At 67.6% G+C, this 12,339-nt stretch carries 11 protein-coding genes; all 11 read right to left on the minus strand.

The genetic code is table 11. From position 1 onward, the window contains the following. The 11 genes from CEK29_RS19450 to CEK29_RS19500 all read right to left on the minus strand — a co-directional run bounded on the left by CEK29_RS19450 (position 1) and on the right by CEK29_RS19500 (position 11,986). Positions 1-1,050, minus strand: coding sequence for an Ldh family oxidoreductase (locus CEK29_RS19450; protein ID WP_094859055.1), 1,050 nt, complete (start codon positions 1,048-1,050; stop codon positions 1-3). Next, entirely contained in the window at positions 1,047-2,555 is a 1,509-nt protein-coding gene (locus tag CEK29_RS19455) for a mannitol dehydrogenase family protein (RefSeq protein ID WP_094859056.1), read from the minus strand. The genes CEK29_RS19450 and CEK29_RS19455 overlap by 4 nt, the downstream gene beginning before the upstream one ends. A 5-nt stretch (positions 2,556-2,560) precedes the next feature. Next, complete coding sequence (gene manD, locus CEK29_RS19460; RefSeq protein WP_094859057.1) at positions 2,561-3,772, minus strand: D-mannonate dehydratase ManD; 1,212 nt, start codon at positions 3,770-3,772, stop codon at positions 2,561-2,563. A gap of 31 nt (positions 3,773-3,803) precedes the next feature. Further along, the gene (locus CEK29_RS19465; RefSeq protein ID WP_094859058.1) at positions 3,804-5,345 is read right to left on the minus strand and encodes a UxaA family hydrolase; all 1,542 of its coding nucleotides are present in this window, start codon (positions 5,343-5,345) and stop codon (positions 3,804-3,806) included. Between the two features lie 19 nt (positions 5,346-5,364). Next, positions 5,365-6,231 carry a fumarylacetoacetate hydrolase family protein gene (locus tag CEK29_RS19470; RefSeq protein ID WP_094859059.1) on the minus strand — a complete coding sequence of 289 codons (867 nt, stop codon included), beginning with the start codon at positions 6,229-6,231 and terminating at the stop codon, positions 5,365-5,367. A 20-nt stretch (positions 6,232-6,251) separates the two neighbouring features. Next, the gene (locus CEK29_RS19475; protein WP_094859060.1) at positions 6,252-6,998 is read right to left on the minus strand and encodes an SDR family oxidoreductase; all 747 of its coding nucleotides are present in this window, start codon (positions 6,996-6,998) and stop codon (positions 6,252-6,254) included. Next, positions 6,998-8,407 carry a TRAP transporter large permease gene (locus CEK29_RS19480; RefSeq protein ID WP_094801290.1) on the minus strand — a complete coding sequence of 470 codons (1,410 nt, stop codon included), beginning with the start codon at positions 8,405-8,407 and terminating at the stop codon, positions 6,998-7,000. The genes CEK29_RS19475 and CEK29_RS19480 overlap by 1 nt, the downstream gene beginning before the upstream one ends. Before the next feature lie 49 nt (positions 8,408-8,456). Beyond that, the gene (locus CEK29_RS19485; RefSeq protein WP_255176213.1) at positions 8,457-9,134 is read right to left on the minus strand and encodes a TRAP transporter small permease; all 678 of its coding nucleotides are present in this window, start codon (positions 9,132-9,134) and stop codon (positions 8,457-8,459) included. Between the two features lie 36 nt (positions 9,135-9,170). Beyond that, positions 9,171-10,142, minus strand: coding sequence for a sialic acid TRAP transporter substrate-binding protein SiaP (locus CEK29_RS19490; protein WP_094801286.1), 972 nt, complete (start codon positions 10,140-10,142; stop codon positions 9,171-9,173). Positions 10,143-10,220: 78 nt separating this feature from the next. Continuing rightward, the gene (locus tag CEK29_RS19495) at positions 10,221-11,252 is read right to left on the minus strand and encodes an L-idonate 5-dehydrogenase (protein WP_369597742.1); all 1,032 of its coding nucleotides are present in this window, start codon (positions 11,250-11,252) and stop codon (positions 10,221-10,223) included. Beyond that, complete coding sequence (locus CEK29_RS19500) at positions 11,249-11,986, minus strand: FadR/GntR family transcriptional regulator (protein ID WP_094801284.1); 738 nt, start codon at positions 11,984-11,986, stop codon at positions 11,249-11,251. Before CEK29_RS19500 ends, CEK29_RS19495 begins: the two co-directional genes overlap by 4 nt. Between the last annotated feature and the right edge of the window lie 353 nt (positions 11,987-12,339).

Genomic DNA, 12,339 nt, shown 5'->3' on the forward strand with positions numbered 1-12,339 from the left:
TCAGGCGGGCGGCGGCACGCGCAATCGCGCGCTCCACGCCTGGATCTCGCGCCAGAGCCCGGCCTCCACCGGAATGCCGCCCGTTTCGCGCTCGCGCTGCGCATGCGCCTCGGGTTGGCCCGGCACCTGCGGGGCGCCGGGCTGTTGTGCCAGCTCGCTCGCCATCAGCGCCACGACACCGGCCAGCACGGCGCCGCCCGCGAAACGCCGCGGGTCGATCACGATGAAAAAGGCGCCGAGCCGACGCGGCTCATCCAGCCGCTCGTACATCGGCGATATATGCGGCCCGAAGGGATTGCCGTTCAACGGCCCGCAGAGCACCTCGATCATCATGGCGAGCCCGTAGCCCTTGTAGCCGTACTCGGTCCCGCCGAGCGGACGTAATGCCCGCACGGACTGCGCGTCGGTCGCGTCCTCGCCCGCCTCGTCCAGCGCCACACCCGGCGGCAGGCTCCGCTGCTCGCGCCGCGCGTTCATCACGCGGTTCCAGGGAATCGCCGTCGTGGCCATATCGAGGCACAGCGGTTCGCCGCCCTCGCGCGGCACCGCGATCGAGATCGGGTTGGTGCCGAAGAACGGCACATGGCCGCCAAAGGGCGCGGCGATCGCGTCGGAATGCGTGAAGGCCAGCCCGATCAGGCCGGCCTGCGCGGCGCGGCGGCTGTACAGCCCGACGGCTCCGCAGTGCGAGCTGTCGCTCACGCCGACGGCGGCCACACCCGCTTCCCGCGCGAGCTCGATGGCCAGCGCGTTGGCACGGTGCCCCACGATGATGCCCAGCCCTTGCCCGCCGTCGACCTGCGCCGTGGCGGGCCCGCTGCGGGTCACGCGGATACGGGGCCGCGCCAGGATGGAGCCATGCGAAAGACGATTGAGATAGTGCGGCAGCCGTGCGATGCCATGGGAGTCGATCCCCCACAGACTGGTCTGCACCAGGCTATCGGCGAGGCACACGGCATCGTCCTGATCCAGGTCGTGCGCGCGCAGGCAGCCCACGGCCCAGTCCCGCAGCGCCGCGGCCGGTACCCGGCGTATCAACGCCTCGTTCATGGCAGCACCTCCCTGACCGTCGCGGCCACGCCGCGCACGCGCAGCGCGCCGAGATGGCGGGCCAGCAGATTCGCGAGCGCCTCGTTACCTTCCAGATCGCCGAACACCGGACGGAACGTCAGCAGACAGGCGGCCTCGGCCAGCGGCCCCGCCTGGGCCTGCGCAGCGGCCAGGGCCAGGTGCTCGGCCAGCTCGCCGGCCAGGGGGTCGTCGATCTCATAGCGTGCACCGGTTTCGTCGTAGCCCCGCAGATAATGCAGCCAGCCCGCCACGCCCAGCGCCAGCAGCGTGGCCGGCTGACCGGCGCGCAGGCGGTCGCGCAAGGTATTCAGCAGCCGCTGCGGCACCTTCTGTGATCCATCCATGGCGATCTGCCGCGTGCGATGCGGCAGCGCCGAATTCGCGAACCGCGCCATCAGCTCGGCGGCATAGGCACGCGAGTCCAGGCCGTCGACCACGCCGAGCGTGGGCGCCACCTCGTCATTCAACAGGCAGCCGATCAACGCGCGCAGATGCGGATCGCTCACGGCCTGCGGCACCGTCTGGTGTCCGGCCATCGCGCCCAGATAGGCCAGCGTGGAATGCGCGCCGTTCACCATGCGCAGCTTCACGCGTTCGTAGGGTTCGGCATGCGGCACGAAGCGTACGCCGGGCACGCGATCCCAGGCCGGCCGCCCCTGCGCAAAGCGATCTTCGATCACCCATGCAAGATAGGGCTCTCCGACCACGGGCCAGGCATCGTCGGCGCCCAGACTCGCCGAGATGCGCGCGCGGTCGGCCTCGGTCGTACGCGGCACGATGCGATCCACCATGCTGCACGGAAACGTGCAATGCAGCCCGATCCACCGCGCCAGGTCCGGGTCGTACTCCTGCGCATAGGCGAGCACCAGGCCGCGCAGCGTCGCGCCGTTGGCCGGCAGGTTGTCGCACGAGAGCAGCGTGACGGGCGGCAGGCCGCGCGCCTCGCGCAACGCGAGGCCATGCACGATCATGCCGATCGCGCTGCGTGGCGCGTCGGGCGCGTCGAGATCGTGCTGGATGTCCGGGTCTTCCCAACGCAGCTGGCCCGTGGCGGGATCGTGCGCGTAGCCTTTCTCGGTGACCGTGAGGCTCACGATGCGGGTATCCGGATGCGCGATGCGCTCCAGCACGGCCCGCGGATCCTCGGGCGCCACGAGCACCTGCAGCACCGAGCCCACCACCCGCAATCGCTCGCGGATCGCGCCACCCGCCGCGCCTTCGCGCAACGCCAGCGTGTAGAGCCCGCCTTGAGGCGCGAGGGCATCGCGCGTGTCGGGATGACGCAGCGACACGCCGATGATGCCCCAGTCGCCCTGGGCCGGATCGGCGAGAACGCGATCGGTCACGTCCGCGAGGTGGGCGCGATGAAAGGCCCCGATCCCCAGGTGCACGATACCGGCGCGCAGGCGTTCGCGCGCATACGCTGGCCGTTCGACCCCGGCGGCCAGGAGCGCGAGTGAGGTGGGCGAGAGACGGGCGGCCATCGCGCTCACCAGTGCCAGAGCGTGCCGTCGTGCGCCTGCCGGTTCACCGGCAGGTAGGCACGCTGATACGGATACTTCGCGGCCAGGGCCTCGTCGATCTCCACGCCATGGCCGGGCACGTCGCCCGGAAACATCATGCCGTCGTCGAAGGTGTAGGCGTGCGGAAACACGGCATCGGTCTCTTCGGTATGGCGCATGTATTCCTGCACACCGAAGTTCGGCACCCACAGGTCGAAGTGCAGCGCGGCGCCCATGCAGATCGGTGAGAGATCGGTGGCGCCATGGCAGCCGGTGCGCACCTGATACACCGCGGCAAGATCGGCGATGCGGCGCAGATGCGTGATCCCGCCCGCATGCACGACCGTGGCCCGGATGTAATCGATCAGCTGATTCTGGATCAGGTCCTTGCAGTCCCACAGCGTGTTGAAAATTTCGCCCACCGCCAGCGGCGTGACGGTGTGCTGACGGATGAGGCGAAAGGCGTCCTGATTCTCGGCCGGCGTCGCGTCCTCCATCCAGAACAGCCGGTAGGGCTCGAGCGACTTGCCCAGCCGCGCCGCTTCGATGGGGGTGAGCCGATGATGCACGTCGTGCAGCAGATGCGTGTCCCACCCGACCGCGTCGCGCACGGCCTCGAACAGCCGCGGCGTATGGTCCAGATATTTTTCGGTGGACCAGTCGTGCTCGGAGGGCAGATCCGCGTCGGCGGGCTCGTAGAACATCCGCCCGCGCCCGACGCCGTACACGGCGTTCAGGCCCGGCACACCGCTCTGCGCCCGGATCGCGCGGTAGCCCATCTCGCGGTAGCGCAACACCGCTTCGACGGTCTCGGGGATGTCGCGGCCATTGGCATGGCCGTACACCATCACCCCCGTGCGGCTCTTGCCGCCCAACAATTGATACAGCGGCATGCCGGCCGCCTTGGCCTTGATGTCCCACAGCGCGGTATCGACGGCAGCGATGGCCGACATGGTCACCGGCCCGCGCCGCCAATAGGCGCCGCGATAGAGGTATTGCCAGATGTCCTCGATCTGGTGCGCGTCGCGTCCGATCAGGCAGGGAATCACGTGCTCGGTGAGGTAGGCTGCGACCGCGAGCTCACGGCCGTTGAGGGTGGCGTCGCCGATGCCCGACAGCCCCTCGTCGGTGTCGATCTTCAGGGTCACGAAGTTTCGTCCCGGGCTGCAGACGATGACGCGGGCTTGAGTGATCTTCATGAATAAACGTGCCTTCGATGAATGAGGGTTGCTACATCACCGCGCCCAACTGCCAGGGCACGAACTCGTTCTGGCCATAACCATGTTCTTCGCTCTTGCTGCGGCGCCCCGACGCGGTCTGCAGCATCAACCGGAAAATGCGCTCGCCCATCTCCGCCACGCTCTGCGCGCCGTCGACCACCTCACCGCAATTGATGTCGATGTCGTCGGCCTGCCGCTCCCACAGCGCGGTATTGGTCGACAGCTTGAGCGAAGGCGCGGGCGCACAGCCGTACGCCGAGCCGCGCCCCGTGGTGAAACAGATCAGGTTGGCGCCACCCGCCACCTGCCCGGTGGCCGACACCGGGTCGTAGCCCGGCGTGTCCATGAACACCAGCCCCGGCGTGCCGACGGCCTCGGCGTACTCGTAGACGTCGGTCAGATTGGTGGTGCCGCTCTTGGCGATCGCGCCCAAGGACTTTTCCAGGATGGTGGTGAGGCCACCCGCCTTGTTGCCGGCGGACGGGTTGTTGTCCATCTCGGCATCGTTGCGCGCGCAATAGTCCTCCCACCAGCGCACCCGCGCCAGCAGCTTGTCGGCGACGGCCTGGCTCTGCGCCCGCCGTGTGAGGAGGTGCTCCCCGCCATAGATCTCGGGCGTCTCCGACAGGATGGCGGTTCCGCCGTTTTTCACGAGGATGTCGACCGCTGCGCCCAGCGCGGGATTCGCGCTGATGCCCGAGTACCCATCCGAGCCTCCGCATTGCAGGCCCACCACCAGATGGCGCGCGGGCACCGGCTCGCGGCGCACGCGGTTGGCCGCTTCCAGCATGGACTCCACCAGCTCGATGCCGCGCGCCACGGTCTTGCGGGTGCCGCCGGTGTCCTGGATGTTGAACGTATGCAGCAGCCCGCTTTCGTGCAGGCCCTCTTGCGCCATCAGCCCGCCGATCTGGTTGGTCTCGCAGCCCAGCCCCACCACCATCAGCCCGCCGAAATTGGGATGCCGCGCGTAGCCACCCAGCGTGCGGCGCAGCACGCGAAGCGGCTCGCCCTCGCTGCCGGTCGCACAGCCTGCGCCGTGGGTCAGCGCCACCACGCCGTCCACCTCGGGATAGGCCGCGAGCGCGCCGGGATGCACGTCGCGCCGGAAATGATCGGCAATGGCGCGCGCCACGGTCGCGGAGCAGTTCACGCTGGTGAGGATGCCGATGTAGTTGCGCGTGGCGACACGGCCGTCGGCCCGCACGATACCGTCGAACGTGGCCGGCACCGCCGCGAAATCCGTCGGATGCGCGTCGGCGCCCACGGCGTAGTCGCGTTCGAAATCCGAGAACGCCAGATTGTGGCTGTGCACATGCTGGCCCGCCGCGATGTCCTGGCGCGCCACGCCGATCACCTGGTTGTAGCGCCGCACCGGCGTACCGGCCGCGATGGGGCGCACGGCCACCTTATGGCCGGGCGGCACCAGGCCGGACACCGTCACGCCTTCTGCCTCGATCCGGGTGCCCGACACCAGCTGACGCCGGGCGATCACCACGTTGTCCGCCGGATGGATCCGGATCACCGCCGCCTGCTGTGTCTGTGTCGTCATGGCGCCCCCTCAGGGCCAGCTAGTCGTCGATGCGCGCCGGATCCCAGGCATACACGCGCTGACGCTGCTCGCCCAGGCCCGCGATGCCCAGTTTCATCTCGTCGCCCGCCTTGAGATACACGGGCGCCGGCTTCTGGCCCATGCCCACGCCGGGCGGGGTGCCGGTGCTGATCAGGTCGCCCGGATAGAGCGTCATGAAGCGGCTCACGTAGCTCACCAGCTGCGCCACGCCGAACACCATCGTGCGCGTGCTGCCGTTCTGGTAGCGCTTGCCGTTGACCTCCAGCCACATGTCGAGCGCCTGCGGATCGGCCACCTCGTCGGCCGTCACGAGCCAGGGGCCGACGGGGCCGAAGGTGTCGCAGCCTTTGCCCTTGTCCCAGGTGCCGCCCCGCTCGATCTGGAACTCGCGCTCGGAGACGTCGTTGACCACGCAATAGCCCGCCACGTGCGCCAGCGCATCGGCCTCCGACACATAACGCGCGCGTTCGCCGATGACCACGCCGAGCTCGACTTCCCAATCGGTCTTGACCGAGTCCTGCGGCAGCACGACCGCATCGTTCGCGCCGACCAGCGCCGATGTGGCCTTCATGAACACGACCGGCTCGGCCGGCACCTGCAGGCCGGCCTCGGCCGCGTGGTCGGCGTAGTTCAGGCCGATGCAGATGAACTTGCCCATGCCCGACCAGGGCGGTCCGATGCGGCCGGGCCGCTCCACCAGCGGCAGGCTGGCCGGGTCGAGCGCGCGCAGGCGTTCGAGCGCGGCGCGGCCCAGGCCCGCGGCCGTCAGGTCCGGGATCACGCCGGACAGGTCGCGCACACGACCCTCGGCGTCGAGCAATGCCGGCTTTTCCTGGCCTTTGGCGCCATGGCGCAGCAATTTCATGGTGAGCTCCTTCTCATGTGTCAGTTGGACCAGCCACCGTCGATCAGTTGCACGGTGCCGGTAGTGAACGCGGATTCGTCACTCGCAAGATACACGGCCAGCGCGGCGATTTCTTCGGTGCGGCCGATGCGGCCCATGGGCTGGCGGGCGACGAACGCCGCCTCTACGGCCTCGATCGGCACCCCGCTCGCGGCCGACTGCTGAGCCATCCGCAACCGCAGCGACGGCGACTCGACCGTGCCGGGGCAGATCGCGTTGGCCCGGATCCCGCGCGCGACGAAGTCGGCCGCAACCGACTTGGTCAGCCCGATCACTGCGGCTTTGGTGGTGCCATACACGAAGCGGTTCGGCACGCCCTTCACGCTCGACGCCGCCGAGGCCATATTGATGATCGAACCGCCACCGCGCTCGAGCATGCCCGGCAGGCAGGCGCGGATGAGCCGATACATGGCACGCACATTCAGCTCGAACGAGAAATCCCAGGCGGCGTCGTCGCATTCGAGGATGGTGCCCGCGTGCACGTACCCCGCGCCGTTGAACAGAATGTCGAGCGGGCCCGCGGCGCGCGCCAGCGCTTCGACCGCGCCCGGATCGGTCACGTCGGCCACGCGCGTGTCGCACTCGCCCAGCCCGGCGAGCAGGTCGGGGTTGATATCGGCCGCCAGCACGCGCGCGCCCTCCCGCACAAAGGCCTCGGCGGTCGCGCGGCCGATCCCCTGGCCGGCCGCGGTCACGAGCGCCGTCTTTCCTTGCAGGCGTCCGGGCATCATTTCGCTCCCATACCCATGGTGGTGGGCAGCCACAGCGTGATCTGCGGGATGTAAGTGATGGCAATCAGCGCGATGAAGAGCGGCACCAGCCACGGCAGAATGGCCATCGTGGTGCGCTCCACCGACAGCCGCGCCACTCTCGCGAGCACGAACAGCACCATGCCCAATGGCGGGTGCAGCAGGCCGATCATCAGGTTGAGCGTCATGATGAGGCCGAAGTGAATCGGATCGATGCCGAGCTTCAGCACGATGGGCAGCAGGATCGGCACGAGAATCGTGATCGCGGCGATCGTGTCGATGAAGCAGCCCACGATCAGAATCAGCAGGTTCGCCATCAGCAGGAACACCCACTTGTTCTGCGTCACGCTCAGGATGGCGTCGGTGAGCGTCTGGGCCGCCTGCGTGGTGGTCAGCAGCCAGGCGAACACCGAGGCCGCCGTCACGATGAACAGCACCGATGCCGTGGTCTCGATGGTGTCGAACGATGCCTTGGCCAAGGTGCGCAGCGTCATGGAGCGATAGCGCACCAGACCGAGGAAGAGCGCCCAGATCACGGCGGCCACGGCGGCCTCGGTGGGCGTGAACCAGCCCAGCGTCATCCCGCCGATCAGAATCACCGGCGCCATCAGAGCCATCACGGCCGAGAAGTTGAAGGTCCAGTCGAGGATGAGCAGCGCCGCGAACGCGATGCCGGTGGCGATGTTGGGCGTCACGCCCATCTCCACCATCACCCAGATCGAGAACGGAAACGCCAGCACGATCAACACTTCGAGCGCCGCGCCGCCCAGCCGCTTCCAGCTGAAGGCCACGTCGCCGCCCCAGTTGTTGCGCCGTGCGTAGTAGGCAACGGTGAACATCATCAACACCGTGAGCACGGCGCCTGGAATCAAGCCCGCCAGAAACAGCGAGCCGATCGAGACGTTGGCCATCATGCCGTAGATCACGAACGGCAGAGACGGCGGGATGATGGGGCCCAGCGTGGCCGATGCGGCCGTCACGCCCACGGCGAATTCGGTTTCGTAGCCATGGTCTTTCATGGCCTTGATCTCGATGGTGCCCAGGCCCGCCGCATCCGCGATGGCGGTGCCCGACATCCCGGCAAACACCACCGAGCCGATGATGTTGACCTGACCCAGGCCGCCACGCATCCAGCCCACCAGCGCGACCGCGAAGTTGTAGATGCGGCCGGTGATGCCGGCGATGTTCATCAGATTGCCGGCCAGGATGAAGAACGGCACGGCGAGCAGCGGAAACGACTCGACGCCCGCGATCATGCGCTGCGCCACCACCACGTCGGGCACGCTGCCCGACACCAGCACGAACAGCAGGGCCGCGCCCGCCATCGAGACCGCCACGGGCAGCCCGAAGATCATCAACAGCAGAAAGGTACCGATCAGTATTGCCATGGTTCGCTCCGCAATGGCACCGAATGGGTGGGTGGCGTCGAGGCCGGGCTCAGTCGACCGCGTCGTAGGCCGAGGGGTTCTCGAGAATGGAATAGCCCTGACGCCAGTTCTGCACCGACACCTGCACCGAGCGCACGAACATCATCACGAAGCCGGCGAATGCCAACCAGTACACATAGGCCTTGTTCCAGAACAGCGTGGTCATGGGCTCGTCGCCCACCAGCGAGATGTAGCGGTACACCAGCCAGATGGCATAGGCGAAGAACGCCGTGCGGATCACGTCGATCACCGTGGACAACACGCGCCCGACCGGCTTGGGCAGGTAGCGATAGAGAAAGTCGACCTGGATGTGGCGGCAGGCCCGCACGCACATCGAGGCGCCGAGAAAGACCACGCCGATCAGGCAGTACACCGCCAACTCTTCCGTCCATGCGTACGAGTCGTTCATCACGTAGCGCGAGAAGAACTGCAGGAAAACCAATCCGGCCATGGTCCAGAACAGCGCGAGGCAGACCCAGTCTTCGAAGCGATAGCCGGACAGGTCGACGTGCTGCACGACCTCGTCGGCCTCTTCGAAACTCTGCACGATGTCCTGCACCGACGCGGTCGGGTGCGCCGCGCCCTGTGGCGTGGCGGTGGTGTCGGCCGCGGCCAGGCGCGCCGGCTCATGACCGGGCAGACCGGCCGTCTTGGCATTGGAGTACATGGGCTCCCCCTCGGGTGGCATGACGGCACGGCGCGGGGCGGACCCGCGCCGCCCCCCTTACTTGATGGCCTGGATGCGATCCCAGTCGGCTTTTTCGTAGCCGTACTGTTTGAACGGCACCTTATCCAGCACCGTCTTGCGGAAGTCCTCCACGTTGACCTCCGTCACGGTCAGCCCACGCTGCTTGAACACCGCCACCATCTTTTTCTCGCTCTCGGCCACCTCCTTGGAGGCCTTCTCGGCGGCCTGCTGCGCCACCTCGGTGAACACCTTCTTGTCCTCGTCCGACAGACTCTTCCAGAGCTTGCCGGAGATCACCGTATTGAGGTGATCGACGATATGCCCCGTCAGGATGATGTTCTTCTGCACCTCGTAGAACTTCTTGGCCTCGATCGTGGTGAGCGGGTTTTCCTGCGCCTCGACCGTGCCGTTCTGCAGGGCCAGATAGACCTCGGCGAAGGCAATCGGCGCCGTGTTCGCGCCGCACGCCCGCGGCATCGCCAGATAGGCGGCCACGTCCGGCACCCGCATCTTCAGGCCCTTCATCTCGGCACACGTCTTGAACGGCCGGTTGGAGGTCGACTGGCGCGTGCCGTAGTAGGTCGTCGCGACGATGTGGTTGCCGCTCTTTTCGTCGTAGCCGCGCGTGAGCTCTTTGTAGATATCGCTCTTGGTGTAGGCGAGCAGATGCTCGGGGTCGCGGAAGATGTAGGGGTAGTAGGTCACGCCGATGCGCGGGAAGGTCTTGGCCGCGAAGCTCGACCCGGAAATGATCATGTCGACGGTACCGAGCGTCAGGCCCTGGTTGATGTCGTTTTCCTTGCCGAGCTGCGAGGCCGGATAGACATCGATCTGATAGCGTCCGTTCGTGCGCTTGCCGATCTCCTGCGCAGCCCATACCGACGCGGTATGAAAGGGCTCGGAGGTCTCGTACACGTGGGCCCACTTCAACTTGTTCTGCGCCAGCGCACTACCCGACAGGGCGAGCACGGCGATAGCGAACAGCACCTTGGCGTTGCCTTGTTTCATGTTGTCTCCTCTCCTGAGGTGTTGGTCGCCGGCGGCCTGCCCTTGTCGGGTCGTTATGCGCCGCCGGCCCCGCTGAGGTCATGATTCACATACGAGTTGCACCTTGGTACTACGGGTACGGTCGGCCGCCAGTTCGAACGCCTCGGCGGCGCGTTCCAGCGGCAGCTGCGCACTCATCAACGGCCGCACATCCACCTTGCGCGTGCGCAGGTAGCTGACGGCCCAGTCGAATTCCACGCCCGCGCGAAAGGCACCCACGTAATCGAGCTCGCGCGCCATGATGTTGTTGGCCGGAAAATGCACGCCTTCGGCGGGCAGCGTGCCCACCTGCACGATGCGCCCGCCGCGCCGCGTGGCGCTCAGGCAGGTAGCGAGCGCGGCCGGGCTGCCGGCGGCTTCGATGGCGACATCGGCCACGTCGGCGAGCGGCTCGCCGGTGTCGGCGCGCACGCAGGTGTCGGCGCCGACCTGCTCGGCCATCACGAGCGCGCGGTCGGCGATGTCGCTCACGATGATGTGGGCGGCGCCCGCGAGCCGCGCGGCGATCACGCTCATGCAGCCGATCGTGCCGCCCCCGGTCACGAGCACGGTTTTGCCGAGCAGGTTGCCGGCGCGGTTCACGCCGTGCAGACCGATCGACAGCGGCTCGGCACAGGCGATCTCGCCCAGCGAGATGTCTTCGTCCACCGCGGTGAGCTGACGTTCGCCCATGACGAAGCGCTCGCGGAACATGCCCTGCACGTGGGGATAGACGCTCGCACTCCCCAGAAAACGCATATTTCGGCAGAGGTTGTCGCGGCCGCCGCGGCAGTAATCGCACTGGCCACAGGGGTGGGAGGGATTGATGGCGACCTTCATCCCGGGCGCCACGCGGGTCACGGCCTCGCCGACCCGCAGCACGATCCCCGACGCCTCGTGCCCCGGAATCAGCGGTTCGCGAATCACGAATGCCCCGACCTTGCCGTGCAGGAAGTAATGCAGATCCGAACCGCAGATGCCGGCGGCGCCCAGGCGCAGCTCCACCTCGTGCGGCGCGAGCGGTGCGCCGGCGGAATCCGACTCCAGGCGCAGATCGCGCGCGCCATGAATGCGACAGGTCAGGCTCATCATGAAGACTCCGCGGCAGCGCGGCCGGAAACGGCCGGAACGCCATCGGGCGCGGCCCAATTGGCGGTAAGACGATCGTGCGAGCACGACAGGTGATGGCGCATCGCCTCGCGCGCGCCGGCCGCGTCGCCGCGTGCGATCGCATCGATCACGCGGCGATGCTCGGTGATTGCGGCGGCCCAGCTCGCGGGGTTTTCAAAGTAGTCGCCCAGCTTCATCGATATCGGGTTGTGCCGCTCATCGAACAGCTCGCCCACGACGCGCACCAACACCGAGTTGTGCGCCATCTCGGCCACCCGCACATGGAACAGCCGGTCGCCGCGTATCGGCACGTTGCCGCTGTCCGCCTCGTCCTGCATCAGCGCGACCGCGTCGCGCAGCCCCGCGACGGCGCCGGGCGCAATCAGCCGCGCGGCCTCGGCGGCCAGCTCACCCTCGACCATCTGACGCGCCCGAATGGTCTCGAGCGGGCTCTCGGCCACCAGGCTGTCGCCTGCGCGTTCGGTGGAGCGCTTCACATAGATGCCCGAGCCCATGCGCACCTCGACCCAGCCCTCGACCTCGAGGGCGATCAGCGCCTCGCGCACCGACGGCCGCGACACACCCAGCTTGAGCGCCAGATCCCGCTCGGGAGGCAGGCGCGCCCCCTCGCGAAACTCGCCCGCCTCGATCAGCAGGCGCAGCTGATCGGCGATCTGGCGGTACAGGCGACGAGGTTCGATGGTCTGGATAGGCATGGGGCGGGACTGGGGACGACGTGAGACGGGCCGGGCGATGCAGGACTGCAAACGACGTGAGGCGGAAAGGGCGGAAAGGGCGGAAAGGGCGAAACGGGCGGTACGGGCGGTACAGAAGGTACGGGATGGCGAACGGCGTGCTGCGTGAGACGGCGCTGCAAGGGGCGGAGATACTGCCCCGATTTCGGTAAAGTGGCCTTACCAATTGACCGGAAGTTTGCGCTCGTCCGAATCTGCGTCATATTAGGGTTTATACTAGTTCGATCGATCCGGGCTTCAACCTTTCCACCCGCCCGCCCCCGCCCGCATTCCAATACGGGTGCCATGGTTATCTGGTAAAAAGCCGCCACCCC

This window comes from Bordetella genomosp. 5 (assembly GCF_002261475.1).
GTDB lineage: Bacteria > Pseudomonadota > Gammaproteobacteria > Burkholderiales > Burkholderiaceae_B > Bordetella.

Excerpts from the sequence above, each read along its gene's own strand:
- CEK29_RS19450 (WP_094859055.1), bottom strand. The coding sequence starts at position 1,050 with ATGAACGAGGCGTTGATACGCCGGGTACCGGCCGCGGCGCTGCGGGAC.
- CEK29_RS19455 (WP_094859056.1), bottom strand. The coding sequence starts at position 2,555 with ATGGCCGCCCGTCTCTCGCCCACCTCACTCGCGCTCCTGGCCGCCGGG.
- manD (WP_094859057.1), bottom strand. The coding sequence starts at position 3,772 with ATGAAGATCACTCAAGCCCGCGTCATCGTCTGCAGCCCGGGACGAAAC.
- CEK29_RS19465 (WP_094859058.1), bottom strand. The coding sequence starts at position 5,345 with ATGACGACACAGACACAGCAGGCGGCGGTGATCCGGATCCATCCGGCG.
- CEK29_RS19470 (WP_094859059.1), bottom strand. The coding sequence starts at position 6,231 with ATGAAATTGCTGCGCCATGGCGCCAAAGGCCAGGAAAAGCCGGCATTG.
- CEK29_RS19475 (WP_094859060.1), bottom strand. The coding sequence starts at position 6,998 with ATGCCCGGACGCCTGCAAGGAAAGACGGCGCTCGTGACCGCGGCCGGC.
- CEK29_RS19480 (WP_094801290.1), bottom strand. The coding sequence starts at position 8,407 with ATGGCAATACTGATCGGTACCTTTCTGCTGTTGATGATCTTCGGGCTG.
- CEK29_RS19485 (WP_255176213.1), bottom strand. The coding sequence starts at position 9,134 with ATGCCACCCGAGGGGGAGCCCATGTACTCCAATGCCAAGACGGCCGGT.
- CEK29_RS19490 (WP_094801286.1), bottom strand. The coding sequence starts at position 10,142 with ATGAAACAAGGCAACGCCAAGGTGCTGTTCGCTATCGCCGTGCTCGCC.
- CEK29_RS19495 (WP_369597742.1), bottom strand. The coding sequence starts at position 11,252 with ATGATGAGCCTGACCTGTCGCATTCATGGCGCGCGCGATCTGCGCCTG.
- CEK29_RS19500 (WP_094801284.1), bottom strand. The coding sequence starts at position 11,986 with ATGCCTATCCAGACCATCGAACCTCGTCGCCTGTACCGCCAGATCGCC.